Here is a 26,065-nt window from a genome sequence, read left to right as displayed (position 1 = left end):
TGTTGGGGAGGGCGTCTGTCCAGAATAACAAGAAGGCACACTAAACCCTGTGGGAGCGGGCTTGCCCCGCGATTACGCCCTCCAATTCAACATTAATGGCGACTGATCCACCGTATCGCGAGCAAGCTCGCTCCCACAGGGGACGGTGGTGGATTAGGACGTGGCGAGCAGACAAAAAAAGCCCCGCGACCCAATGAGGCGCAGGGCAAAGGAATTGGTTGGTTGCGGCCAACCAAAGGAGCTCGTTAAAACATTACTTGCTGGCGACCGTCTCTGGTTGCCAGCCACCGCCGAGGGCTTTGTAAATCGCGACAATGCCGCGGTACAGATCGACTTCGGCCTGGGCCTGGGTGTCTTCAGCCGCCAGGCGCTCACGCTGGGCGTCGAGCAGGACGAGGAAGTCCGCCGTGCCTTCGCGGTAGCGAATGTCGGCCAGGTCGGCCGCGGCGCGGCTGGATTCACTCTGACGAATCAGCGAGATCAGGCGTTGTTGACGTTTGCCGTAGTCGCTAAAGGCGTTTTCCGACTCTTCCAGCGCCAACAGTACTTGCTGCTCGTAGGTCGCCAGGGCGCCTTCGGCATCAGCATCGGCGCCACGTAAACGGGCGCGCACGCTGCCAAGGTCAAACGCAGCCCAGGTAATACTTGGGCCCAACGCCCAGGCGTTGGCCGCCGCGGAGCCGATTTGCGAGCCGCGCCCGGCAGTGAAGCCAAGGAAGCCGCTGAGGCTGACTCGTGGGAACAAATCAGCCTTGGCCACGCCGATACGGGCAGTGGCGGAAGCCAGTTTGCGCTCGGCGCTGAGGATGTCCGGGCGACGTTGCAGCAGTTCACCCGGATCACCGATCGGCAGGGCCTTGGCGATCGCCGGCAAATCTTTTGGACTCAGGTCGACGGTCAGCCTGTCCGGACGTTCCCCCAGCAGGGTGGCGATGCGGTTACGTTGACGAACCTGTTCGGCCTGCAGTTGCGGCACGCTGGCTTCGACAGACGCCAGGCGTGCATCGGCGCGGACCACATCGAGCTGATCGCCGACGCCGGCATCACGCAGGCTGACGGTGATCTTGCTCGATTCCTGTTGGTTGTTCAGGTTGGCCAGGGCGATCTTTTCCCGCAGCTGCGCTCCGCGCAGCTGACCGTAGGCGTCCACCAGTTCGGCAATCATGGAGACTTGCAGTTGGTACAGATCGGCTTCGAGCGCCTGCTGTTCGGCGTCGGCGGACTCCAGGTTGCGCTGGATACGGCCAAACAGGTCGATCTCCCACGCCATGTCCAGGCCCAGGTCGTAGCGTTCGCTGTTAACCCGTTTCGTGGTCTGGCCAGGGATCTGACCCTTGGCCAAGTCACTGCTGGCCCGGCTGGTGATGGTCGGCATGGCGTCATTGCTGACGTCGTCGCGAATCGCCCGCGCCGCTTTCCAGCGGGCGAAGGCCACGCGCAAATCACGGTTGCCTTGCAGCGATTGGGTCACCAACTGGTTGAGCGTCGGGTCTTCAAACTGCTGCCACCAGATGCCTTCGAAACGCGAGCGGTCGAAGTTCTTCTGACCGGCGCTGCCATCGGTGGCGGTCGTGATGTTGGCCGGCTCATTGGCTGGAGTCTTGTAGTCCGGACCGACGGCACAGGCACTCAGGGCCAGTACCAGGAGGCTCGGCAGGAAGGCTTTCAGGCTCATTGTTGCGCCTCCAGTTTCAGGGCCTTGGCCGCTTTGCGCTTTTCACCGCGCTCCACAAAGTTACGAATCAATACGTAGAATACTGGCGTCAGCAACAGACCGAAGAAGGTTACCCCGAGCATCCCGGAGAACACCGCCACACCCATGGCATGACGCATTTCGGCACCGGCACCGCTGGAGAAGACCAGAGGCACAACACCCATGATGAACGCGAAGGAAGTCATCAGGATCGGACGCAGACGCAGACGGCAAGCTTCCAATACCGCGGCGAGCGGGCTGAGGCCTTCGTCCTGCTGTTTATCCTTGGCAAACTCGACGATCAGAATCGCGTTCTTACACGCAAGCCCCACCAGTACGATCAAGCCGATCTGGGTGAAGATGTTGTTGTCGCCACCGGAGGCAATCACACCAGTGATGGCCGACAGCAGGGTCATCGGTACGATCAGGATCACCGCCAGTGGCAGGCTCCAGCTTTCGTACTGTGCCGCGAGTACCAGGAACGCCAGCAGTACGCAGAGCGGGAACACGAACAGCGCGGTGTTGCCGGACAGAATCTGCTGGTAGGTCAGGTCGGTCCACTCGTAGGTCATGCCGTTCGGAAGTTCTTCCTTGAGCAGTTTCTCGATGGCTTTTTCGGCCTGGCCGGAGCTGTAGCCGGGCGCGGCTGCACCGTTGATTTCAGCGGTGATGAAACCGTTGTAGTGCATCACGCGATCTGGGCCCGAGGTGTCGCTGACTTTGATGAAGGTCGCCAGCGGGATCATCTCGCCTTTGTTGTTACGCACTTTCAGCTGACCGATCTGGTCCGGTTCGAGACGGAACTGCTGCTCGGCCTGAACGTTGACCTGATAGGTACGACCGAAGCGGTTGAAGTCGTTGGCATACAGCGAACCCAGATAGATCTGCAGGGTGTCGAAGATGTCGCTGACGGCCACGCCATGAGTCTTGGCTTTTTCCCGGTCGATAGCCGCGTCGACCTGTGGCACGTTCACGGTGTAGCTGGTGAACAGGGCGGCCAGTTCCGGCACGTTGTGGCTTTTGTTGATGATGTTCATGGTTTCTTTGTACAGCTCGTCATAGCCCAGGTTGCCCCGGTCTTCAATCTGCAGGCGGAAACCACCGATGGTGCCCAGCCCTTGTACGGGCGGCGGCGGGAAGATCGCCATGTAGGCTTCCTGAATCCCGGCGAACTGGCCGTTCAACGCACCGGCAATGGCACCGGCGGACATGCTCGGGTCTTTACGCTCGTCGAACGGTTTCAGGGTGACGAACACGATGCCGGCGTTAGGGCTGTTGGTGAAGCCGTTGATCGACAGGCCAGGGAAGGCCACCGCACTTTCCACGCCAGGCTGTTTCAGGGCCAGGTCGGACATGCGTTTGATCACGTCTTCGGTACGGTCCAGGCTCGAGGCATCCGGCAGTTGAGCGAAGGCCACCAGGTATTGCTTGTCCTGGCCAGGTACGAAACCGGTCGGGGTGTTGGCGAAACCGAAGAAGGTCAGCACCATCAGGCCTGCGTACAACAGCAGGGCAATACCGCTGCTGCGGATAACCCGGCCTACAGTGCCGACATAACCGTGGCTGGCCTTGTCAAAGAAGCGGTTGAACGGACGGAACAGCCAGCCACCAAAGATCTTGTCGAGGACCTTGGAGAAACGGTCCTTCGGCGCGTCATGGCTTTTGAGCAACACAGCCGCCAAGGCAGGCGAAAGGGTCAGCGAGTTGAACGCCGAGATAACGGTCGAGATCGCAATGGTCAGGGCGAATTGCTTGTAGAACTGCCCGGTTAATCCGGAGATGAAGGCCGCCGGGATAAACACCGCACACAGCACCAGCGCCGTCGCGATGATTGGACCGGTCACTTCACGCATGGCCCGCTTGGTCGCTTCAACCGGAGTGAGCCCCAGTCCGATGTTTCGCTCAACGTTTTCCACCACCACGATGGCGTCGTCCACCACGATACCGATGGCCAATACCAATCCGAACAGTGACAGGGCGTTCAGCGAAAAGCCGAACAGGTGCATCACGGCAAACGTACCGATCAGCGAAACCGGCACCGCCACCAACGGAATGATCGAGGCACGCCAGGTCTGCAGGAACAGGATCACCACCAGGACAACGAGGATCAGCGCTTCGAAGAGGGTATGAACCACCGCCTCGATGGAGCCGCGCACGAAGATCGTCGGGTCATAGACGATGCTGAAGTCCATACCTTCCGGGAAGTTCTTCTTCAGCTCGGCCATCTTGCCGCGCACTTCGTTGGAGATCTCGATTGCGTTGGAGCCAGGGCGCTGGAAGATCGGGATCGCCACGGCCGGTTGGTTATTCAGCAGCGAGCGCAGGGCGTATTGGCTGGAACCCAGTTCAATCCGAGCGATGTCTTTCAGGCGCGTGATTTCACCATTGTCGCCGGAGCGAATGATGATGTTTTCGAACTCTTCTTCAGAAACCAGACGGCCTTGCGTGTTGACCGACAGCTGGAACGCGGTGGCATTCGGTGCAGGAGGTGCACCCAACGCACCGGCAGCCACCTGACGGTTCTGTTCACGGATGGCGGTCACGACGTCGGTGGCGGTCAGGTTACGCGAAGCAGTCTTGTTCGGATCGAGCCAGACACGCAACGAGTAATCGCCCATGCCAAACAACTGCACGTCACCGACACCGCCCAGACGCGCCAGCTCATCTTTGATGTTGAGCAAGGCGTAGTTGGACAGGTAGAGCATGTCGTAGCGTTTGTCCGGCGAGGTCAAGTGCACAACCATCGTCAGGTCGGGCGAAGCCTTGTCCACGGTGATACCGATTCGCGTCACTTCCTCGGGAAGTTTCGGCTCGGTCCGGGTCACGCGGTTCTGCACCTGCACCTGTGCGTTGTCCAGGTCAGTGCCCAGGGCGAAGGTGATGGTCAGGGTGATCTTGCCGTCCGCGGTGGACTGCGAAGACATGTACAGCATGTTCTCGACGCCGGTGATGGCTTGCTCCAGCGGAGCTGCCACGGTTTCACCGATGACTTTTGGGTTGGCGCCCGGGAAGTTGGCACGGACCACAACGGTCGGCGGAACCACTTCCGGGTATTCGCTGATCGGCAACTGGAACAGCGAGATGGCGCCGGCGATCAGGATCAGCAGCGAAAGCACCGCTGCGAAGATCGGCCGCGAAATGAAGAATTGGGAAAAATTCATCGGAGTTATCGTCCCTTAACCGCGTGGAGTCGCAGCAGCCAGTTTCACAACCGAACCCGGCGCGACCTTGGCAGGTGCGACTTGGGGCAGGTTGCTGGCTTCCAGCGCTTGTCGTTGTTGAGCCAGAGCGGCGAGGGTTTGTTCGCTGGCCATCGGGATCACTTCAGGGGTGACCGGCGAGCCAGGACGAACCCGTTGCAGCCCCTTGACGATGATGGTGTCATCCTTGTTCAGGCCGCTGCGCACGATGCGCAAGCCTTCGATCTTCGGACCCAGCTCGACCGAGCGATACGCCGTCTTGTTGTCGGCATCCATCACCAGCACGAACTTTTTACCCAAATCGGTACCGACCGCTTCGTCGTTGATCAGCACGGCGGAGTAGGTGCCGCTGCCGACCAGTTTCAGACGGGCATAAAGGCCTGGGGTGTAGGTGCCGTCGCTGTTATCGAACACCGCACGACCGCGGATGGTGCCGGTTTTCGGGTTGACCTGGTTGTCGACGAAGTTCATCACGCCCTGGTGCGGGTTACCGTCTTCATTGGACAGGCCAAGGTAAACCGGGGTGGTTGCACCGCGTTTGCCTTGGCGAGCGAGCGCGGTGTATTTGAGGAATACACGCTCGTCGGCGTCGAAGTAGGCGTAGACCTTGTCAGTGGAAACCACACTGGTCAGCGCGGTGGTGTCGGCGGTTACCAGGTTGCCGGCGGTAATTTCCGCACGGCTGACGCGACCACTGATCGGCGCGGTAACACGGGTGAAACTCAGGTTCAGTTTGGCCAGGTCCAGTTGCGCCTGGAGGGCACCGACGGCAGCGCGCGCTTCTTGCGAAGCGCTGGTTCGCGAATCGGCCAGTTCGGCGGAAATCGCATTACTGGTGCGCAGGCGTTCACCGCGCTGGGCTTCATTTTCGCTGCGGGTAGCATTGGCGCGGGACTGGGCAACCAGGGCTTCGAGGCGGCGGACCTCGGCCTGGAATGGACGCGGGTCAATCTGGAACAGCAGGTCGCCTTTCTTGACCAATGCGCCTTCAGTGAAGGCCACTTCATCGATCTGGCCGGAGACCCGTGGACGAATTTCTACGGTTTCCGGCGCTTCGAGGCGCCCGGTGAATTCGTCCCATTCGTTGACCGGTTGTTCCAGCACCTTGGCCACGCTGACTTTGGCTGCGGGCATAGTGGCGGCCGTGTCCGGAGTCTTGCCGCAGGCGCTCATCACCAGCACGGCCAACAGGGCCAACGGGAAGCGCAAATGTTTGAGTGATTGTTCCATGGATGCATCCGCCAATGTATTGAGAATGGACGGATGATGCTCGGCGAGGATGTATCGCACGAATCGAATGAGGCAAAGGTAACTATCATTCGGAATGATATAAGGCCCAAGCAAGCTCTCTAGCCTGCACCTTTCGTTAGGCGGCTATCAATTTGAAATAGAAATGCACGACCGCGAACCTGACAGCCAAATTCACAACCGAACAGAAGACAGCGTCATCAGTGCTGCCCTCGTATCCTGCGTTTGCAACAACATAGTGCAGAGTCAGTACCACCGTCGCGGAAACTGGGTGCTCCGGGGCGATCATTGCAAGCCATCAAACAATATCGTCAATCACGATATGCCGTTGCCCACGACTGCACTGCTCAATCCGAGCCTCAACCTTATAAACGCTGCGCAGCATCAATTCGGTAATCACCTCGTGACTCGGGCCGCTGCCTTGCGTGGTGCCGTCGGCAATCACCAGAACCTGATCGGCGAAACGCAGTGCCTGATTCAGGTCGTGGATGGCGATGAACACAATGACCTCGCGTTTTCGGGCCAGGCTGCGCATGAAGTTCAGCACCTGAACCTGCCGATGCATGTCGAGGGCGCTAGTCGGTTCGTCCATCAGCAGTATTTCCGGTTCGCGCACCAGGGTTTGCGCGATGGACACCAACTGTTGCTGACCGCCGCTGAGTTCACCGAGGTTGCGAAAGGACAATTCGGTGATGCCCAGCGCCGCGAGAATCTCATCGACCAGTTTCAATTCATCATCGTGAACGACCCAGCCCGGCGTCAGTTGTTTGCGCGCCAGCAGCACCGACTCGTACACCGTCAACCGGGCGCTGGAATTCAGACCCTGGGGCATGTAGCTGATGCCCGTGGGGCCTCTTTTCGACTCTTGCAAGATCACCTGTCCGGGGCCATCGATCAGTCCGGCCATGCGCTTGAACAGCGTCGATTTGCCCGCCGCGTTGGGCCCGACTACGGCGACCACCTGACCGCCGAAAAACGTCGCCGTCGAGACACCACGAATGATCTCGCGCTGGCCGTAGCGGGCACCGAGATTCTCCAGCTGCAGCTTCACCATGAGTTTTTCTTCCCGCCGAGAATCAGAGATATGAAGAACGGTACGCCGATCAGCGACGTGACCACGCCGATGGGGAATATCGCGCCGGGGATCAGGGTTTTGCTGACCACGGAGCTGGCCGACAGAATCAACGAGCCGGTCAGCAAGGAGGCTGGCAGGAAAAACCGCTGGTCTTCACCGATCAGCATGCGGGCGATGTGTGGACCGACTAGCCCGATGAAACCGATTGTGCCGACAAACGCCACGGGAAACGAGGCGAGCAGGCTGACCATGATCAGCGTCTGAAAGCGCAGGCTGCGTACGTTGATGCCGAAACTGGCGGCCTTGTCGTCGCCCAGGCGCAGGGCGGTCAGGGCCCAGGCGCGTTTGGCGAAGATCGGCAGGGTGATGAGGATCACCAGGCAGATAATGCCAAGTTTCGGCCACGTAGCTTTGGTCAGGCTGCCCATGGTCCAGAACACCACGGCGGCCACGGCTTGTTCGGTGGCGAAGAACTGCACCAGCGCCAACAGCGCATTGAAGGTGAACACCAGCGCTATACCGAGCAACACGATGGTTTCGGCGGTGACGCCGCGACGCATGCTCAGAAAGTGGATCAGCAGCGCCGACAGCATGGCCATGATGAACGCGTTCAGCGGCACCATGAATTGCGCCGCCAGCGGAAACAGCGTGACGCCGAATGCCAAACCCAACGCCGCGCCGAAGCTGGCGGCGGCGGAAATACCCAGGGTGAACGGGCTGGCCAACGGGTTGTTGAGGATCGTCTGCATCTGCGCGCCGGCCAGCGACAACGACGCGCCAACGGCAACCGCCATTAACGCTACCGGCAAGCGGATATCCCACATCACCACGCGCACCTGCGGTGAAGCGCTGTCCGGCGAAAACAGTGCGCCGAGCACTTCGCTCAGGCTGTAGTTCGCCGGGCCCAGGGCCAGATCGAGCAGCACGCTGCACATCAACAGAATTACCAGCCCGGAAAGGATCAGGCGTTTACGCAACACCAGACGACGGTAGGTTTCACGCTGCACAACCACGGCGTCGGTCAATGAGCTCATGGTTTGGCCTCAGGTTGGCGCAGGCTGACAAAGTAACCCGACTCATACGGCACCGGCAGGAAGCGCTCATGCAGTTCGCGGAATGACGCGTCCGGATCGAGATCGGCAAACAGCTCCGGATGGAACCATTTCGCCAATTGCTGAATGGCGACGAATTGGTAAGGACTGTTGTAGAACTGATGCCAGATGGCATGGAAGGCTTGATTGTCCTGGGCCTTGATGCCGGCGTAGGCCGGACGCTGGGTGTACCACGAGAGTTTTTTCCTGGCTTCTGTCATGTCCGCGCCCGGACCGACGCCGACCCAATGGCCGCCGGGGGCAAAAGCTTCCCAGTTGGCGGTGGTGACCACTACGTGCGCAGGATTGGCAACGATGACTTGCTCGGGGTTCAACTGGCCGAACGTGGTCGGAATGATGCGGCGGGCAATGTTGTCGCCACCGGCCATATCGACGAACAGGCCAAAGTTCTCGTTGCCGAAACTCAGGCAGCAATCATCGGTGTAACCGCCGATGCGCTCAATGAACACGCTGGGGCGGGGAGGGTGTTGTTTCTCGATGATGTCGGTGACGCGATGAATCTGCTGGTTACGGAAATCGATGAAGGCTTCGGCTCGTTGTTCCTTGCCGAACAGCTGGCCGAACAGGCGCATGGTCGGCTCGGTGTTCTGGATCGGATTGTTGCGAAAGTCGACGTACACTACCGGGATGCCCAGTGCGTTGAGCTTCTCGATGTAGCGTGCATCTTCGGTGGCGTGCTGCGCCTCGATGTTGAGGATTATCACGTCCGGCCGCTGGGAGATGGCCTGCTCGATGTCGAATGTGCCGTCCTCAAATCCGCCGAAGGTAGGAATCTTGGCGATGCCGGGAAATTTGCGCAGATACGCGTTGTAGGTGTCGGGATCTGACTGGATCAGGTCCTTGCGCCAACCGACGATGCGTTCGATGGGGTTTTGTGTGTCGAGGGTGGCGACCAGGTACAGCTGGCGGCCTTCACCAAGAATGACGCGTCTGACCGGCAAGTGAACCTTGACCTTGCGCCCCAGCAGATCGGTCACCTCAGTGCGCGCCGAGTCCACTTCGGCGGCGTGCACGTTGCGCGGAGCGAGGAGAAAAAGTGCCAGGCCCAGCAGTCCTGCCAGTAGCAGCGCAGCGAAAGCGTGGCTGCGTCGATCAAAAGTCACCATGGTCAAAGCCTTTGCAAAAGTCAGATCGGTCAACGGCTCACACCGTCGCCCGGCTGAACGTTTCAGAAATCGACAGTCGCCGACAGTAATAAGGTGCGCGGTGAGCCTTGGGAGAACGCGCCGTAAGAGGCAACGCCCGACCAGTACTCGTGATCTAACACGTTCTGCACAGTGGCCCGAAACGTGGTCGGTCGTTCATCGATGCGAGTGGTGTAGCGCGCGCCGACATCGAAACGGGTCCAGTCATCCAGCTTTTGGGTATTGGCCTGGTTCACGTACTGGCTACCGGTATGGATCGCACCACCGGTCAGAGTCAGGCCTTCGACCCATGAGGTGTCCCATTCAGCCCAGAGATTGGCCTGAACTTCGGGCACACCCACCGGTTTATTGCCACGGTTGGCGGCCGCACCGGTTTTGGTCAATTCAGCATTGAGCAGGGTCACGCCACCAAGCAGCCGAATGCCTGGGGCGACTTCGCCGAACACATTCAGCTCGAGGCCGCGGTTGCGCTGTTCGCCCTGTACCGAAAACACTCCCGAGGCTAGCTCGCCGCTGGGTTTGGTGATTTGAAACAGGGCGAGGGTGGTGGTGAAAGTGCCGTAGTCTGCCTTGACCCCGAGTTCGTGCTGGCGGGATACGTAAGGGGCAAAAATTTCGCCGGCGTTGGAAGCGGTGGAGGGCGCGATGTCGCCCTTGCTCAGGCCTTCGATGTAGTTGTAGTAGAACGAAACGTGATCCCAGGGTTTGAGCACCGCGCCGAACAGTGGCGTGGTCTGGCCGTCGTCGTAGGAAGTGGTAACCACGCCGGTCGCGTTGTAGTTGTCGGATTTGATGTTCTGTTTGCGCATGCCGAGGGTCATCTGAACGCGGTCATCCAGTACCGACAGCGTGTCGACCAGGGCCACGCCGGTCAGTTCGCTCTCGGACACTTTCGGCGTGTCCGGCTTGGGGATAAAAGGCTTCGGACGATCAACCGGGTGGTAAATGTTCGACAAAATCGGCGCGCCGGAAATGATCCCTCGTGACAGTACGTCGCGATAACGACTGACCTGCAGGGCTGTGCGGTGACTGATCGGCCCGGTGTCAAAGCGCAGGCGTGCACCAGCGTCGACGGTATAGCGCTCTACTTCGAACTTGTAATAGCCGGGAATCGAAGAGGTATCGCCGGCGGCGTTGAGGATGGTCGGGGTCTGATCGGACATCCGTGCGACATCCGATTTGCCTCCACCGGCATGGGCGAAAACAGTCAGTGCGTCGCTGAGATCGTATTCGCCATTGAGCAGGGCCGATTTGTCACGGGTTCGCGACCAGCCCCATTCCTGGCTCACGTTGATACGGCCGTTGGCAGCAGAGGGAATATCCACGCCCGAGGCGATCAAAAACGGCCGAGACGCGGCGTCGAAGCTTTCTTTCTGGTTGAGCCAGTCGAGGCTCGTGCGCAGGCGTTCACCCTGATAATCGAGGGAAATGGCACCGATATCGACGTGGCGCGATTGATCGTCGATGACTGTGTCGCCCAGCTGGGTGCTGCCGTTGATGCGCACACCGAACCGGCGATCCTCACCAAAGCGCCGACTGACGTCGATGTGACCACCGAGCTGCGAATCCATGGCGTAACTGCCGGTGAAACGGGTCAGATCCTCATCCAGGGAGCGCTTGGGCACCACGTTGATGACGCCGCCGACCGCGTTGTTGGGCGACATGCCATAGAGCAGGGCGCCGGGGCCTTTGACCAGTTCGATACGCTCGGCGTATTCGGTGAACACCCGGTAGTTCGGCGCCACGCCGTACACGCCGTCGAACGCCAGTTCACCGAGGTTACCTTCACCGACAGGAAAGCCACGGATGAAGAACGAGTCGACAATCCCTCCTGTCTGGCCAGTGGAGCGCACCGATGAATCGCGTTCCAGCACATCACCGACGGTGACGGCCTGTTGATCCTTGATCAGCGCCGAGGTGTAGGTGCTGACGCTGAAGGGGGCATCCATCACGTCGGTATTGCCCAGAACGCCCAGACGACCGCCGTTGGCGACCTGTCCACCGGCATACACCGGCGGCAGGGTGTCGGTACGCTTGTCAGTGCCGATGACTGCCGTTTCATCCAGCGTCACCCGGCGCTGCACCAGGGTGTAGCTGCCGTCGCTGCGCAAAACCATGTCCAGGTCACTGCCCTCCAGCAGGCGAGTGACCGCCTCTTGCGTGGAGTAATTGCCGATCAACGCAGGACTGGTCAGGCCTTCGGTCAACGATGGCTGGAACGACAGAGCAATGCCGGCGACCACGGCAAAGCTCGACAGGGTTGCGCCGAGTGGCCCGGAGGGAATGTTGTAGGCACGGACCGCGACAGAATCCAGTTGCGCAGGCACGACGGCCAAGGCAAACGGGCAAACGGCACCGATCAGGACCAGGCTTAGCAACGCACTGCGAATAACTGGTTTGAACTGATGATCCGGACGCAGATGGCGTGCAGCGAGCATGAATGGATGGACCTATAAACAGGACGGAAAAGTTCTTCATCCCTATAGCCAGTCGAGATCAAAAAAAGTATCACCTGTTCGGCGATTTTTTTGTCACTCAGGCGGGAGAGAGCATGACCCAGAAGCCATTCAAATGGCCGCTGACGAGGATTGGGTAGGTTTGCGCCAGCATATTCAGCGTGCGCTGGGTGTTGCTGATCGGATAGGCACCGGAAATGCGCAGATCGGCAATCGCAGGATCCAGACGCACGAAGCCGCGGCGGTAGCGCGTCAGTTCGGCGACGAAGTCAGCCAGGCGCATCTTGTCAGCCATCAACATGCCTTGGGTCCAGGCGCCGATGTAGCGATCGGCGGCGGTGACCTCGCCAAAGGTTTTGGATGAAAAGTCGGTGCGCTGCCGGGCGTTGACGATCAACGGCGTTCCTTGGCGACTTTCGGCGAGCTCGATCTTCACTGCGCCTTCTAGCACTGCAAGGTGGGTGCGTGGCTGCATTTCTCGAACGGTGAATCGTGTGCCCAGAGCCTGCATTCGACCCTGGCGGGTACTGACCAGAAACGGCCGGGCCAGCGGAGAAATATCCGGTGCGGTCTGCACCAGTATTTCGCCTTCGTGCAGGTGAATGAGCCGTTGGTTGGCGTCGAACAGCACGTCGATGGCGGTGTCGGTGTTCAGGGTGATTTTCGATCCGTCGGCCAGGGTCAGCTCGCGTTGCTGGCCTACGGTGGTGCGATAGTCGGCCGACCATTGCTGGGATTCTGTCAGCTTCCAGCTGCCCCAACCGGCCGGCAGGATCGCCAGAATCATCGCCAGTTTGCCCAGCGCCGCGCGACGCTCAGGGCTGCTTGGGCGGTCGAGTGCCGACATCGCCAGAGACGGTGGCAAGCCGCCGAGTTTGGTCTGCAATAACTGCGCGCGGACCCAGGCACGGCCGCGCTCGGGCGTGCTGACTTTCCAGCATTCCCATTCGGCACATTCAGTTTCACTGAGTTCGCCTTCACTCAAACGGATCAGCCAGTCCGCGGCTTCTTCAAGTGCCGGGTGATTGAGGTGCGGCTCTTTGCGGCGAGTGAGCATTCACTCCACCAGCAACAGGCACTGCACGAAGGCTTGCTTCATGTAGCGTTTGACGGTGATCAGCGATACGCCCAGTTGCTCGGCGATGTCGTCGTACTTCAGGCCGCTGATCTGCGACAGCAGGAACGCGCGTTTGACCAGTGGCGGCAGAGCGTCGAGCATCGCATCGATTTCGTGCAGGGTCTCCAGCACCATGAAACGCAATTCCGGTGAACGCACCTCCGGGGCAGGCACATGGGCGAGGGCATCCAGATAAGCGCGTTCAAGGGCCTTGCGCTGATACCAGTTGACCAAAATGCCCTTGGCCACGCAGCTCAGGTACGCGCGCGGTTGTTCGATGACGGTGACTTGAGAGGCGAGGATGCGGGTGAAGGTGTCCTGCGCCAGATCCGCCGCATCCATGGCGTTACCCAGTTTTTTTCTCAGCGTCGCGTACAGCCAGCCGTGATGGCCGCTGTACAGGGCTTCGATCGTGCGCAGGTGATTGTCGTTATTCGCGGGAAGGGTTTCGCTCATGGCTGCAGATTTTCATGCAATTGAGAAGTATTCCCAATACTAGTTTACAAGCCCGCTGCGACGCAAGTGCCGATTGGAATCCCTTTCAGACTCTCGGCAGCCGGCTCAGCGCTGCAATCATCGTGTCGATTTCCGCTTCGGTGTTGTACGCGTGGAGCGAGGCGCGGCTGACCTCCAGCAAGTTCCGGTGCTGCATGTCGAGCAGCGTCGAGCGGAATGTCGAGGTGGTGACGTTGATGCGTTTTTCCTGTCCCGCCAGCCACTGCTGGAGCTGTGCAGCGCTGCTGTCCCGGTGGGTGAATGTCACGATGCCTGACTTCTGAATGCCTGGGTCACGCGGCGTGAAGCCCGGAATGTCCGTCAGTCGCTGACGCAAGTAATCAGCCAGTTGTTGAATCCGCAGCCACATCGGTTCGAGGCCTTGCGCCAGCGCGTACTCAACCGCAGCACCGAGGCCCAGTTTGGCGGCGACGTTACACTCCCAGTTCTCGAAGCGTCGGGCGTCGGCGCGGACTTTGAACGTGTCAGCTGTCTGCAAAGACGCGGCATGCAGGTCGAGAAAGACCGGCTCCAGGTTCTGGCACAGAGATCTTTCGACATACAAAAAACCCATCCCCCGAGGCCCACGCAGGTATTTGCGGCTGGTGGCCGCGAGCATGTGACAGCCGATTTTCTGCACGTCGATCGGCATTTGCCCGACACCCTGGCAGGCATCAAGCAGAAACAGCACGCCGGCAGCGCGGGCGAGGGCGCCGATCTGCTCGATGGGCTGCACCGGCCCGCCATTGGTGGCGATCACCGGCAGGGAAATCAACGCGACGCGATCATCGCCCAGCATGTCCTTCAGGGCCGGCAGTGACACCTGGCCGTGCTCATCGTTGGGGATGACGCGGATTTCAATGCCGCGCTGCTTCTTCAGTTGCAGGTAAGGAATGTAATTGCCGGCGTACTCGGTGGTCGAGGTCAGCACCACATCGCCGGGTTGCAGCGGTAACGAATAGAAAGCCATGTCCCAGGCGCGGGTCGCGTTTTCGATCACCGCGATTTCATCAGGCTGGGCGTTGATCAGACGGCCGATGGCGCCATAGACATTTTCCAGTTCGGCCGACTGTTTCCCGGCCGCTTCATAACCGCCAAGACTCGCTTCGAGCTGAATGTGGCGGGTCATGACTTCGATCACCGGCGTAGGCATCAGCGCCGCACCGGCGTTGTTGAAGTGGATTAGTTGCGCGACAGCGGGGGTGTCGGCGCGCAGTTGTTCAATGTTCACAGCAAGGCTCCTTGATCAATCCCCAGGCGGGGCATGACTCGGTTGCATCACCGCAGGCAAGTAACGCAACGCGACAATCGGGATCAGCGCCACCACATAGGCCAGGCAAACGAACAGGTAGGTGTACTGCAAGCCATAGACCTGACTGAGCAAACCGCCGGCCGAGATGCCCGCAATCGACGCAAATTGCGCGGTGCCCTGGGCAATCCCCAGTACATGGCCCTGCTGCGAGCTGTCGGCGGTTTTCGAGATCATCGCCATCAACACCGGTGTGGTAGCCCCCAGCAATACGCCCCAGATGAAGTAGGCGATGACAAACACCACCGGATTGCGCGTGACACCTGCCACGGCGGTGAGGACGATGCAGCCGATGACCACATAGGTAATGCGATGCAGAGTTTCCTGTTGACTACGGTGTTCGAAATAACGCGACCAGGCGGTGGCCGAAAGAATGAAGCCCAACGCCAGCAAGCCATAGCACAGGCCAACCACCGAATTGCTGACCTCGAACACCGAGCTGACATATAGCGAGAAAGAGGTCTGCGGCAGCATTCGCGCCAGCAGCAAAATGCCCATCACGCCAAGCAGCGACAGCAATGGCGAACCTTGCCACACACCGCCTGAACGGCTGGCCGTCGCTGCCTTGTCCGCGACCGGTGCTTTCTTCACCGGTGGCACATCCGGCAAGGTGACGGCCGCGATCACGGTGCACACCGCACACAGTGCCGAGGCGATGATGTTGATCCAGAAGAACGTGGCGTAATCGAGGATCAACCCGCCGACGACCGCTCCCAGCAACGAACCGACGTTGGTCGAAATTTGCAGGATGGCGAACAGCCGCGCCCGCCGCGAAGGAGCTTCGATACTGACGCCGTAAGCCTGTGCCGGGGCGATGTACCCGGCGAAGGCGCCTTGCAGAAAACGCAGGATCAGAATGACCCAGATGTCGCTGAAGAGGGCCAGCCCAAGCTGGGTCAACGACAATCCGGCGAGGGCGCGGATCATCATCAACTTGTGGCCGTAGCGATCGCCGATACGGCCCCAGAATGCACTGGTCAGAATAATGCCCAGCATCGGCCCGACGTACACGGCGATGCTGGCGAAGCTGAAAACCGACTCTGAGGAGGTCAGCCCACGCAGGTGGACAGGCCAGAACGGCCCGCTCATTTCCATCGCGCCCATGGACACCAATTGGATCGCAAATAGAAGATAAATCAGGATTCTTACTCTCGAACCCTGGATGACACCTGCATGGGACATGAGTCAGCCTCGGTTAAACGCTAGCGAGCGGGTTGGTCAGGGTGTGTTGCAAACGATAGTTGGAGTACTGCATCAAGTGCATGCGCAACAACGATCGGGTTGGCCATGGATCTTCTACGAACGCCTTGCGTTCGACTTCCCACAGCGCTGGCGAGACACGGTCGCGCACGACCTCGAATGCAAGGTCGGTCTCCTCGCGCAAAACCTCCCACAGCCGTGTGTTGTTCAACCCGTACTCCTTGGTCAGCCACAGCGCCATTTCGTGCAGATGCGTCAGGAACGCCGCGTCGAGCACGAACATGCGTACCGGCGTAATATCGCCTGAGAATACCGTCGGCAGAATACCCGGCTGCACATGGGGCTGCAGGGTATAGCCGCGCTCTTCCAAAAGCGGTGCGTAAGTCCTGCCGTCGCCGAAATCGCGGATCAGCAGACTGCGTGCTTTGCCGTCGGGGGAGAACAGCACCATGGTGTTTTGCTGATGCGCTTCAAGACCGATGCCATACATCAGATAGATCGCAACCACTGGGTGGGTCACCACTTTGGCGTACTCGCGGAACCAGCCTTCAACCTGGGCGGCATTCGCCCGCACGCCGTCGCGCTCGATCAGATCGGTGAACAGCGGCCGACCACTGCCGGGTAAGCGGGTGAACAGTGACGCCACGGTAATCGGCAGACATTCGTCGCTGCGTTCGAATGCTTGCTGACTGGCACGAAAGACCACGGATAGATGACGCCCGGGATTATCGTCCTGAGTAATCGCGTTTTTGTAACGCACGCCGATTTCTTCCGGGAAGATCTCCAGACGCTGATCGAAGCCGTTTTCGGCATCCAGAATCCTGGTGATCACCGTGCTGATGCGCGGCCCCATGTGAATCGACTTGGCTTGCAGGCTGCGCAGTTCGCTGGTCATCCACACGGCGATCGGCAACTTGATCAGCGGCGCGCAGCCGTCCAGCACCGGCATCATCGTGCGGTACGACATGGTCGGCAGTGTCGGAATGTCCGGGCCATCGGTGATCAGAATGCCTTCTTCGATTTCCGCCGCGAACGTCTTGAGCACATACGCCTGCAGGTGCCAGGCGTGAATCGGCAGCGGCAGCCACTGGGATTCATCCAGCCCTTTGCTGTTAAGAGCGGCTTTCCATTGTTCCCATTGCGCCGGGAAATTGCTGGCGAACCAGTCGTGGTAACTGGTCACGTGCGGCATGCTTTCGCTTTTCGAATGGTCGGCATGCAACGCGGCAATGCGCAGCGGCACTTGAGCGTTGAACTCGGGCGACAATTGCTCGACTTCGGCATCGGTCAGGCCCGGACGGGATTTCCACGTCGGGTAATACGGATGGCCTTCCAGCGAACCCCACTGGTCGAGAAGGATGGCGGCGTCCTTGGTGTTGGCATGTTTGCGCAGATAATCGGTGAAGTTGTTGAACCCCTGATCCTTGGCTGCCTGCTCCAGCCGCGCATTCCATTGCTGACGATGCTGGCGGGCGTGAGCATCGTTGGTCAGGCTGTTTTCCATGTCGGACTTGAGCCCGGATATGCCTTCGTCGGTGGGCTCGAAGTCGAAGCTGTCACGCAGTACATCCAGCATGTCCTGATGGCGGGTGATGACCTGTCGCACACCTTCATCGGCCAACAGCACCACGTCACCGTCGTTGACCACGGTGTCGGCCGGGCCCTTGGCGATGTCGGAGAAAAACAGGTGAGCGCGGGCACCCTTCAGCGGGTAAGTGGCTTGGTTCCCCTCGACGGAAAAGCTCAGGGCCGAACGGTCGAGAATGTTTTCGGCAAAAAGGCAACGGATCAAGCGTCGCATGGCGTTTTTGCGGGAGTAGGCGATCAGTGTCTTGAAGTCATCCATATCAGCGGTCTGCTCGTCGAAAATTAAACAACGGGATCAAGCGGCGGCGTTTGCCGTGCGTGGCCAGTGGCTTGGGAAGTAGTCGAGTGCCGAATCGCGCAGGCCTTGCATGTAGGCAACGCTCCACTGCAAGACTTCTTCGATGTAGGGCACCTTCAGCTCGAAGCGTTTGGCCATTTCCACCAGCAAGACCAGGCCGTAGGCGACGTCTTCGTTGAAGGCGCGGCTCTCGCGTTCGATCACGTAGCCGGCGCGGTTGTCGTCGGCCGGCACCATCGGCGCGAGGATGTCGTTGTAGGCCTGGTTGGTGCGCAGAATCGAAAGCATGCTGCTCTGGTCGCGGATCTGGTCGCCGTAGGCCTCGACGATTTCCTGTTTCAAGGATTTGACCGAGGACAGGTCGATGCCCATGCGCTGGCTGATGACCGCACACAAATTCTGGCTTTCCTGATCCATGCGTTCGAGGAAATAGGCGCCCAGTTCCGGGCACTCGGTCCACCAGCACATGCGTTGCGGGAAGATCTTGCGATGCCATTGGCCGTAGGGGCCGATCAATCCGTAGATCACCGAGCTGTGCATGATCGGGTTGCCCGGCGTCAGGGTGATTTCCAGGTAGTTGTCGAGCATCTTCACGCACGGACCGTACAACGTGGTGAGCATTTCCTGCAGCTGCTGGCGCGATTCCTGCGATTCTCGAGCGTGGGTCGCCACATACAATTGGCTTTTGCCGCCCCCCATTTTGATCGACCGCCCCGGCGTCAGCTCAAACGCAGTATGCGGGACATCCTTCATCCCCCAGATCACTAGGTTGGGGCGATCGGCCAGGGTGGCTTCGGCCAGCCAGTCGAAACCGCAGAAACCCGGAATTGCGCCGATGTACACCGGTTTGCTGGCGCTCAGATGCGGTGCAATGGTTTGCAAGGTTTGCGGCCGGGCATGGGCGGGCACGGTGATGATGACGATGTCGGCATCTTCAACGGCAGTCTTTGCATCGATGGTCACCCGATCCAGTCGGGCACTCAGTGTCGAGCCATCGGGCAACACTGCCTGCATCGGCGTACGGCGCGCGTGCTGTTCGATGATCTCCGGATTGCTGGTGAGCATCGAAACCTGAACATTGGGCAGCTGTTTAAACAGGATGGCGTTGAGATGGCCGGTCCTGCCGCCACCACAGATGGCGACTTTCAACAGATTCATCGAGAGGCGTTCCTGTGTAATGGGTGGGTCATGCGACGCTCAGTTGAAGCGGCGCGGAAACGGATTCCAGCCATTGGGTCTTGCCCAGCCAGGCGTCCAGTTGCGGCGCGACGTTCGGATCAAGCAGATCACGTTCTTGCAGCCATTTATCGTCGAACACCGTGTGCAGGTATTTTTCGCCGCCGTCGGCGATCGGCACGACCACGTTGCCGGTCAGCACGCCTTTGTGGATCAGTTCCAGCGCCTTGAAAATTGCACCGCCGGTCGAGCCACCCACCAGCAGCGCGAGGTTGCGGGCGATGTAGCGGGCGGTTTCGAAGGCCTGTGAGTCGGTGACTTGCACGCCCAGGTCGATGCAGCTGTAGTCGAGCACCAGACCGACGGTGTCACCGGCCGGAGTGCCAGTGCCTGATTGGTAGTAGGGATAGCCGGGATGGCCGAAGACGATCGAGCCGGCCGGTTCCACTGCGACGGTCACGGTGCCGGGGTTGTGCAGTTTCAAGCCACGGGCGATGCCGGTCATCGAACCACCGGTGCCAACACAACCGACGTAGGCACCGATAGCGCCTTCAGCCTGAGCGATGGTTTCGCGGACGAAATCACTGTAGCCGCCAGCGTTGGCCGCGTTGTCGGATTGATTCATGAACACGGCGCCAGGAATCTCGCTCGCCAGTTCAGCCGCGAGTTGCTGGCGCTCGACCACCGCGACTTCATCTTCGCGATAGGTGCCTTTGACGAATCGAATGTCGGCGCCCAGCGCCTTCATCACCGCGATCTTGTCTGGCGCTGCGTGGTGATCGACCACGGCAATGAAGTGCAAACCAAACTCGACCGCTGCCATGGCCAGACCAATCCCGGTGTTGCCGGAGGACGATTCGACAACCACACCGCCGGGTTTCAGGCGACCGGACTTGAGCGCCGCCAGCACCATATTGCGTGCCATGCGATCTTTGATGCTGCCGCCGGGGTTGTTCTTTTCAATCTTCAGCAACAAACGTGCGTTGGTATCTGGAACAGATATGCCCAACATCGGAGTATTACCAATAAGATCCGAAACTTTATTCACTATCATTTCAATTGCTCCCTTTAGTAGTCAGGTGAAAACGCATAGTTACCTTCCGTACAACAGGTCGCCATCAACCGCCGGGGCAGGGGGTGGCGATGAAACTCGTTCTCCAGCAAGTCCATCTGATAACCGGCGGTATTGACGTAAATCAATAAGTCGCCTGTTTGGGGGGCAGTGCCGAAGTTGATGAGCCGATGCGTAATCACGTCATCGTCCAGGCAACTATGGCCTGCGATATAAGCTTGGGTCGGGGTGTGTGGGAGTTCTTTTGGGCTGATCAGTATTGGATCTACCAGGTATTCAGAAGAAAACCAGGTTTCGCAGGCGCTGAAACTACTGCCTTCAACAAAGATGACGGTTTTATTGTCGGCGAGTTTTTTCGTGCGTGTGACGCGAAACAATGAAATAGCCGCTTGATCTACCAAGCTTCGACCGGGTTCCAATGCCAGCGTTATATTCTGAAGCTTCAGGTAATTGGCAATGGACAGTCCCGGCGAATGATCGGCTTCGAGCAATAGCGTCAACCATTGAGGTGCCGTCAGGTCACTGCCATAAGGATAATAAGAGTCGGGGACTGACTGGTTGTAATAGTGGCTGGGCTTGTTCTCGTTTTGCAGAAAAAGACCGTAGGCCTGTGGCTCGACATAACGAATCGGCAGGCCTCCACCAATGTCGATCATTAGCGGATTCAAACCTATTTCCCGAGCTGCTTCGACAAACGCCGTTACCTCACGGAACGCCTGCGCGCGGGATTCGAATCCATAGCCGCCCAGATGGAAATGGAAACCCTCGAAGTGAAAAATCTCAGATTGCCTGGTGAGCCGTTGAAGGCATTCAAGCAAGTCTTCCGAGCCCATTCCAAATCGGCTCTTCGGGCAGCTTTTCGGCCTGTAACGCAGTAAAAGTCTGGCTTTGGTGAGGGCAGGTCGCGATGCGATCACGATTTTCAGGTGCTCGAATTCCTCCAGCGAGTCCACGCAAATCAGTGAACCTGCACTGACCAGCGCCTGATGAAACACGGCTGTTTTTGCCGGTCCCGTGGCGCAGATTTTTGCCGCCGGCGTACCGGCCCGCAACGCCGCTTCCAGTTCGTGGATGCTCGACACATCGACGCCGATGCCCGAGTTTGCCGCAGCGCTCAGCATGCTCTGGGACTTGTTGGCCTTGGCGCCGTAGAAGATGGCGTGAGTCACGTTGTACTGTTTCAACACGGCCTGCAGGGCCTTCGTGTTCAATTCAAAAGCATGGGGCCACACCAGATTCAACGGCGAGCCATGTTGTTTGACCAAGTCAGTAAGTGTGCTCGGGAAGTTGTTGATAAGCGTAGAAATAACGGGGTCGATCAGCGGTTTTAGTATGTACGGCTGATGGACTTTATTTCGACTTTCAACAGGAGGTGTATTTGTTGCAAGCATAGTTGCCCCCTGGCGTCAAAAATAACGTCGCCATTGATGTTTCGATAACTAATCACTGTCGACAAATGTTGTATTTTTTTACTCGTCAGATACGAGACTTTAAACACGCCGGAGGCGGATGCCAGGCGAAATATGAAGATGAATCCGCATCGCTGATCTTAATAAATGGTTCACAAAGCAACTGCATGAGAACCCCATTCCATAAGGTTTGTGCGGATATTCTGATTGGCCACTAGTTGATGGCCAGTCCTCTGTAGATGACCAGTAACTGACATTCAAATGACATCACTGACATGTACTTCCCGTGATACTGATCGCTGGCTCTGAAACGAGGATAGTTCCTCTTGTCGGTGTGAACAATATTGCGAACGGGAACGATTATCAAGTAAGGTTTTCAAATATTTTTGAATAAAGACCTGCGCAGGGCGAATTCTTGAGCGTGTATTTACACGCTCAAGTACGCGTTCGTCCCTACATAAAAAACCCTTAGTACCTTGCTCAATAAGGCGTTAAGGGCTGTTGCGAGAAGCCCCGGGCAGGCACGGAAATCCGCCGCCGGCGGGGCCTGAAAATTTTCAGAAATCACGACTGGTTTACGCCAAGGAGCAACGCCATGCAATCCGATCGACTCAGCAGCAAAACCCCACTCGCGATCAGCTACCTGTTCGTACCAGGCAACCGTCCCGAGCGGTTTTCCAAAGCCGTCGAAGCGGGTCCGGACGCGATCATTCTCGACCTTGAGGATGCCGTTCACCCAGACAGCAAAGCCGCAGCCCGCGCCGCCATCTGGGCGTGGCAGGAGAGCACGCCGAAGGTTTCCTGCGAGCGTTACATCCGCCTGAACAGCGTCAGCAGCACGCTGTTTCGCCAGGACCTGACCTGGCTCAGCGACATGCGCTATCCCAAGCGTTGCAGCGGAATTTTTCTGCCCAAGGCCGAATGCCCCGAGACCCTGGCGCGGGCGGTCGAACGCCTGCTCGAGTGGCAGCCAGAGCTGAAGATTGTCGCGATCATCGAGACCGCCAAGGGCCTGCAACAGGTCGAGTCGATTGCGGCGATTCCGGGCTTGGCGCGGCTGGCGTTCGGCTCGCTGGATTTCTCGTTCGATATCAACTGCAGCCAGACTCCCGAGGCGTTTCTCTTCGCCCGCAGCCGCATTGTGCTGGCTTCGCGCACGGCGGATTTGCCGGCACCGATCGACGGTGTCACGCCGGCGATCAGCGATCTGGCGGTTGTCACCAAGGACTCGCATTACGCACGCTCGCTGGGATTCGGCGCCAAGCTGTGCATCCACCCCTCGCAACTGGTCTCGGTGCAGCGCGCTTTCCTGCCGGATTCGCGCCAATTGGCGTGGGCCGACCGGGTGATGAGGGCGGTGGCCACGGGCAGTCATGCGGTGCAAGTGGATGGCGAGATGGTCGACTTGCCGCTGATCGAACACGCCCAGCGCCTGCTCGATGTGGCCAGCCAATACGCGCCGATTGTCCGCGCAGATGCCTGCTGAATCCCCGGCGAATCAGGAGATCAACCATGGAACACGGTTATCAGATTGCGCTGCGGCCGCTTGGCGAAGTGCTGCAATCGGAGCAGGTCGACCCGGCCAACGTGACGATGCTACGCGAGTCGATTATCCGGGCCGGGCATTGGCTGGAGCCGATCATCGTCGAGCGCTCGCAAGGCATCGTGATGGACGGCAATCACCGGTTCAACGCGGCGTTGCAGTTGGGCTTGAAGCGAGTGCCGTGCATCCAGCTCGATTACACCGATCCGCGGGTGTGTGTGCGGCATTGGCAGACCGGGCAGGCGTTCGAAGTGGCGCGAATTTTCACCACGATCGCTCGCGGCGAGATCTTTCCGTACAAGACCACCCGACACGCTTTTGACCCCGCGTTGCCGGTGGTCGCGATACCGCTGGAATACCTGTATGCCTAGCCTTGGCTGCACAGAAGCAAAAAAACTTTACTGCGGGTGATACTTTTTCGCAGATCGACTGGCAATAGGAGTGATTACCATTTTCCCTTGATGAAAAGGATCCTCACGTCATGCCTGTTGTCAGTCGTCCTTGCGGTGAGCGCGTGTTAACACTCGCTATTCGTACCGCCTTGCTGAGTTTTGTTTGGGTCGCAGGAAGCGCCAACACCTGGGCCGCCAGTCCCGAGCAACAAGACGTTGCTGCCGACCAGACCTCGAACATTTCGGCCGCAACGCCGACTGATGACAGCACAGATGCGCTGATCCTCGACACCACCAACATCAACGCCCGTTACAACGGCCCGACCGCATTGCCGGGAACGCTCGCCGGTGGCCAGGTCGCACGTGGTGCCCGGCTGGGCATGATGGGCAACAAGGACGTGATGGACACGCCGTTCAGTGTCACCAGTTACACCGCCAAGACCTTGGCCGACCTGCAAACTGTGACCGTGGCCGATGCGCTGCAGCGTGATCCTTCGGTGCGCTCCACCGGCCAGACGGGCGGCATCGTCGACTCGTTTTTCATCCGTGGCTTCCCGATCGGTGAAGGCAATCTCGGTGAACTGGCGTTCGACGGCGTGTACGGCGTAGCGCCGAACTACCGGGTGTTCACCGAGTACGCCGAGCGTGTTGAAGTGCTCAAGGGACCGGGCGCGCTGATGTACGGCATCTCGCCCAACAGTGGCGTCGGTGGCGTAATCAACATCGTTCCCAAGCGTCCACTGGACGAAGACTTGACCCGTTTTACCGGCAGTTACGCCTCGGACTCTCAGGTCGGCGGTCATCTGGATCTCAGTCGTCGCTTCGGCGAGGAAAATCAGTTTGGCGTGCGCTTCAACGGCAACCTGCAGGGCGGCGATACGGCCATTGATGATCAGCATCGAGACGTGGGTGTCGGCGCCATTGCCCTCGATTATCGCGGCGAGCGCTTGCGCTTGAACCTTGATTACATCAGTCAGAAAGAAAGCTTCGACGCAGCCTCGCGGCCATTCACCGTCGCACCGGGTGTAGATGTGCCGTCCGCGCCGAATGGGCGCACCAACCTGCCGCAGGACTGGGGCTGGTCGGACACCAAAGAGCAGTCGGCCTTGCTGGGGGGCGAGTATGACCTGACTGACACGGTTACCATATTTGCCCATGCCGGTGGCGGCAAATCGGACGTCAAGCGGATGTCTGACCAGGTGCCGAGAATCCTCAATGAGGCCGGCGATACCAGCAACATTCCGGGTTACTACAAATTCAACGTCGATCGTTCGACGGCCGATGTCGGCATCCGCGGCGTGTTCGCTACAGGGCCGATCACTCACACGACCACGCTGATGGCGACCCAGTATCAGGATGAACTGTCCCGAGGGATCAACAACGGCACCGAAATCCGTTCGAACATTTACCACCCGATCGATGTGCCCAAGCAATTCATCAACTCGCCGAAGGTGCTGCGCATTTCCGAATCGGATCTGTCCGGCGTCGCGTTGACTGACACGTTGTCCATGCTCGATGACCGCTTTCAGTTGACCCTCGGTGTGCGTCGCCAGGACATCGAATCACGCAACTACAACGCCGCAGGTTCGGTCAGCTCGAAATACAACGACAGTGCCACGACTCCACTGGTCGGCGTGGTGGTCAAGCCTTGGGAAGATGTCTCGCTCTATTACAATTATGTTGAAGGCTTGAGCAAAGGAGACATCGCACCAGGCACGGCGGCCAACGCCGGTGAGACGTTCGCCCCGTACGAATCGAAGCAGCATGAACTCGGCGTCAAATATGAGCACGGTACGTTCATGACCACGCTGGCGTTGTTCCAGATCGAGAAGCCGAGTGGTGAAATTGGCGCCGGCAATGTGTTCTCGGTGCAGGCCGAACAACGCAACCGCGGCATCGAGTTGAGCATGTTCGGCGAAGTCGCGCCGGGCACGCGCTTGATGGGGGGCGTGACTGTGCTTGATGGCGAGTTGACCGATTCGGCGACAGCGGCCAACCGCGGCAACAAACCGGTGGGTGTGCCGGACGTGCAAGCCAACCTCTGGGCCGAATGGGATACACCATGGCTTGAAGGCTTCACTCTGACCGGTGGTGCCATTTACACCGACAGCCAATACGTCAATCAGGCCAATACGCAGGAGCTGGATTCCTGGACCCGCTTCGATGCCGGCGCGCGTTACGCCACCAAGATCGAAGGCCGACCGACGACGTTCCGCGCCACCGTGCAGAACGTGTTTGATCGTGAGTACTGGTCGGGTGTTGCTTCGTACGGCGCATTCTCCCCGGGTTCTCCGCGGACCTTGCAGCTGTCGGCCACCGTCGACTTCTGACGAAGACGGGAAGGGTTGCTACGGCAGACGTAGCAACCCCATCTGAACATTTCGGAAAGGGAGTATTCGCATGTTGAACAACTCAGGCTCAGCGGCTGTAAGCGCACCTTCACCGTTTCGGGCAGCGACCAATCAGCTGGCGTTCGTATGCAATCGCAGCTCGAATGAACACCTCCGTGAATTGCTTCGGTTTTATGGACTGCGCACC

18 protein-coding genes are annotated in these 26,065 nt (G+C 59.1%); 3 read left to right on the top strand and 15 right to left on the bottom strand.

From position 1 onward, the window contains the following. Positions 1-253: 253 nt before the first annotated feature. From ACYZT0_RS11740 to ACYZT0_RS11670, 15 genes are all read right to left on the bottom strand, one after another. The gene (locus ACYZT0_RS11740; RefSeq protein ID WP_462045967.1) at positions 254-1,675 is read right to left on the bottom strand and encodes an efflux transporter outer membrane subunit; all 1,422 of its coding nucleotides are present in this window, start codon (positions 1,673-1,675) and stop codon (positions 254-256) included. Beyond that, positions 1,672-4,854, bottom strand: a complete 3,183-nt coding sequence (locus ACYZT0_RS11735) for an efflux RND transporter permease subunit (RefSeq protein WP_462045966.1) — start codon at positions 4,852-4,854, stop codon at positions 1,672-1,674. Before ACYZT0_RS11735 ends, ACYZT0_RS11740 begins: the two co-directional genes overlap by 4 nt. Before the next feature lie 15 nt (positions 4,855-4,869). Continuing rightward, positions 4,870-6,123 carry a multidrug efflux RND transporter periplasmic adaptor subunit MexE gene (gene mexE / locus ACYZT0_RS11730; RefSeq protein ID WP_462045965.1) on the bottom strand — a complete coding sequence of 418 codons (1,254 nt, stop codon included), beginning with the start codon at positions 6,121-6,123 and terminating at the stop codon, positions 4,870-4,872. 316 nt (positions 6,124-6,439) lie between these two features. Further along, positions 6,440-7,195 carry an ABC transporter ATP-binding protein gene (locus ACYZT0_RS11725; RefSeq protein WP_462045964.1) on the bottom strand — a complete coding sequence of 252 codons (756 nt, stop codon included), beginning with the start codon at positions 7,193-7,195 and terminating at the stop codon, positions 6,440-6,442. Beyond that, the gene (locus ACYZT0_RS11720) at positions 7,189-8,250 is read right to left on the bottom strand and encodes a FecCD family ABC transporter permease (RefSeq protein WP_462045963.1); all 1,062 of its coding nucleotides are present in this window, start codon (positions 8,248-8,250) and stop codon (positions 7,189-7,191) included. The genes ACYZT0_RS11725 and ACYZT0_RS11720 overlap by 7 nt, the downstream gene beginning before the upstream one ends. Then, positions 8,247-9,434 (bottom strand): ABC transporter substrate-binding protein, encoded by a 1,188-nt coding sequence (locus tag ACYZT0_RS11715; protein WP_462045962.1) that lies wholly within the window; start codon positions 9,432-9,434, stop codon positions 8,247-8,249. Before ACYZT0_RS11715 ends, ACYZT0_RS11720 begins: the two co-directional genes overlap by 4 nt. Positions 9,435-9,496: 62 nt before the next feature. Then, positions 9,497-11,911, bottom strand: coding sequence for a TonB-dependent siderophore receptor (locus tag ACYZT0_RS11710; RefSeq protein WP_462045960.1), 2,415 nt, complete (start codon positions 11,909-11,911; stop codon positions 9,497-9,499). 97 nt (positions 11,912-12,008) lie between these two features. Further along, positions 12,009-12,986 carry a FecR domain-containing protein gene (locus tag ACYZT0_RS11705; RefSeq protein ID WP_462045959.1) on the bottom strand — a complete coding sequence of 326 codons (978 nt, stop codon included), beginning with the start codon at positions 12,984-12,986 and terminating at the stop codon, positions 12,009-12,011. Then, positions 12,987-13,502: a sigma-70 family RNA polymerase sigma factor gene (locus ACYZT0_RS11700; RefSeq protein WP_462045958.1), complete on the bottom strand. Its 516-nt coding sequence runs from the start codon at positions 13,500-13,502 to the stop codon at positions 12,987-12,989. It lies immediately after the preceding gene. Positions 13,503-13,587: 85 nt separating this feature from the next. Next, complete coding sequence (locus ACYZT0_RS11695; RefSeq protein ID WP_462045957.1) at positions 13,588-14,772, bottom strand: aminotransferase class V-fold PLP-dependent enzyme; 1,185 nt, start codon at positions 14,770-14,772, stop codon at positions 13,588-13,590. A gap of 15 nt (positions 14,773-14,787) precedes the next feature. Continuing rightward, the gene (locus tag ACYZT0_RS11690; protein ID WP_462045956.1) at positions 14,788-16,032 is read right to left on the bottom strand and encodes an MFS transporter; all 1,245 of its coding nucleotides are present in this window, start codon (positions 16,030-16,032) and stop codon (positions 14,788-14,790) included. 13 nt (positions 16,033-16,045) lie between these two features. Next, on the bottom strand, positions 16,046-17,896 hold the full coding sequence (locus tag ACYZT0_RS11685) for an IucA/IucC family protein (protein WP_462045955.1): 1,851 nt from the start codon (positions 17,894-17,896) through the stop codon (positions 16,046-16,048). Positions 17,897-17,932: 36 nt separating this feature from the next. Next, positions 17,933-19,093, bottom strand: coding sequence for an NAD/NADP octopine/nopaline dehydrogenase family protein (locus tag ACYZT0_RS11680; protein ID WP_462045954.1), 1,161 nt, complete (start codon positions 19,091-19,093; stop codon positions 17,933-17,935). Between the two features lie 28 nt (positions 19,094-19,121). Then, a complete protein-coding gene (locus ACYZT0_RS11675; protein WP_462045953.1) occupies positions 19,122-20,165 on the bottom strand; it encodes a PLP-dependent cysteine synthase family protein in 1,044 nt (347 codons plus the stop codon). Positions 20,166-20,179: 14 nt separating this feature from the next. Further along, positions 20,180-21,574: a Y4yA family PLP-dependent enzyme gene (locus ACYZT0_RS11670; RefSeq protein ID WP_462045952.1), complete on the bottom strand. Its 1,395-nt coding sequence runs from the start codon at positions 21,572-21,574 to the stop codon at positions 20,180-20,182. 613 nt (positions 21,575-22,187) lie between these two features. Between ACYZT0_RS11670 and ACYZT0_RS11665 the strand changes: the two genes are divergently transcribed. The 3 genes from ACYZT0_RS11665 to ACYZT0_RS11655 all read left to right on the top strand — a co-directional run bounded on the left by ACYZT0_RS11665 (position 22,188) and on the right by ACYZT0_RS11655 (position 25,857). Beyond that, positions 22,188-23,078 carry an HpcH/HpaI aldolase/citrate lyase family protein gene (locus ACYZT0_RS11665; RefSeq protein ID WP_462045951.1) on the top strand — a complete coding sequence of 297 codons (891 nt, stop codon included), beginning with the start codon at positions 22,188-22,190 and terminating at the stop codon, positions 23,076-23,078. A 26-nt stretch (positions 23,079-23,104) separates the two neighbouring features. Beyond that, positions 23,105-23,506: a transcriptional regulator gene (locus tag ACYZT0_RS11660; protein ID WP_462045950.1), complete on the top strand. Its 402-nt coding sequence runs from the start codon at positions 23,105-23,107 to the stop codon at positions 23,504-23,506. 110 nt (positions 23,507-23,616) lie between these two features. Continuing rightward, positions 23,617-25,857, top strand: a complete 2,241-nt coding sequence (locus ACYZT0_RS11655; protein WP_462045949.1) for a TonB-dependent receptor — start codon at positions 23,617-23,619, stop codon at positions 25,855-25,857. The last annotated feature ends 208 nt before the right edge of the window (positions 25,858-26,065 follow it).

Source organism: Pseudomonas sp. ZS1P83 (assembly GCF_054897825.1).
Note: the sequence above shows the minus strand (reverse complement) of the source record. Positions and strands in the feature narration are given on the sequence as shown.

Coding starts and splice junctions, on each gene's coding strand:
- ACYZT0_RS11740 (WP_462045967.1), bottom strand. CDS start 1,675: ATGAGCCTGAAAGCCTTCCTGCCGAGCCTCCTGGTACTGGCCCTGAGT.
- ACYZT0_RS11735 (WP_462045966.1), bottom strand. CDS start 4,854: ATGAATTTTTCCCAATTCTTCATTTCGCGGCCGATCTTCGCAGCGGTG.
- mexE (WP_462045965.1), bottom strand. CDS start 6,123: ATGGAACAATCACTCAAACATTTGCGCTTCCCGTTGGCCCTGTTGGCC.
- ACYZT0_RS11725 (WP_462045964.1), bottom strand. CDS start 7,195: ATGGTGAAGCTGCAGCTGGAGAATCTCGGTGCCCGCTACGGCCAGCGC.
- ACYZT0_RS11720 (WP_462045963.1), bottom strand. CDS start 8,250: ATGAGCTCATTGACCGACGCCGTGGTTGTGCAGCGTGAAACCTACCGT.
- ACYZT0_RS11715 (WP_462045962.1), bottom strand. CDS start 9,434: ATGGTGACTTTTGATCGACGCAGCCACGCTTTCGCTGCGCTGCTACTG.
- ACYZT0_RS11710 (WP_462045960.1), bottom strand. CDS start 11,911: ATGCTCGCTGCACGCCATCTGCGTCCGGATCATCAGTTCAAACCAGTT.
- ACYZT0_RS11705 (WP_462045959.1), bottom strand. CDS start 12,986: ATGCTCACTCGCCGCAAAGAGCCGCACCTCAATCACCCGGCACTTGAA.
- ACYZT0_RS11700 (WP_462045958.1), bottom strand. CDS start 13,502: ATGAGCGAAACCCTTCCCGCGAATAACGACAATCACCTGCGCACGATC.
- ACYZT0_RS11690 (WP_462045956.1), bottom strand. CDS start 16,032: ATGTCCCATGCAGGTGTCATCCAGGGTTCGAGAGTAAGAATCCTGATT.
- ACYZT0_RS11685 (WP_462045955.1), bottom strand. CDS start 17,896: ATGGATGACTTCAAGACACTGATCGCCTACTCCCGCAAAAACGCCATG.
- ACYZT0_RS11680 (WP_462045954.1), bottom strand. CDS start 19,093: ATGAATCTGTTGAAAGTCGCCATCTGTGGTGGCGGCAGGACCGGCCAT.
- ACYZT0_RS11675 (WP_462045953.1), bottom strand. CDS start 20,165: ATGATAGTGAATAAAGTTTCGGATCTTATTGGTAATACTCCGATGTTG.
- ACYZT0_RS11670 (WP_462045952.1), bottom strand. CDS start 21,574: ATGCTTGCAACAAATACACCTCCTGTTGAAAGTCGAAATAAAGTCCAT.
- ACYZT0_RS11665 (WP_462045951.1), top strand. CDS start 22,188: ATGCAATCCGATCGACTCAGCAGCAAAACCCCACTCGCGATCAGCTAC.
- ACYZT0_RS11660 (WP_462045950.1), top strand. CDS start 23,105: ATGGAACACGGTTATCAGATTGCGCTGCGGCCGCTTGGCGAAGTGCTG.
- ACYZT0_RS11655 (WP_462045949.1), top strand. CDS start 23,617: ATGCCTGTTGTCAGTCGTCCTTGCGGTGAGCGCGTGTTAACACTCGCT.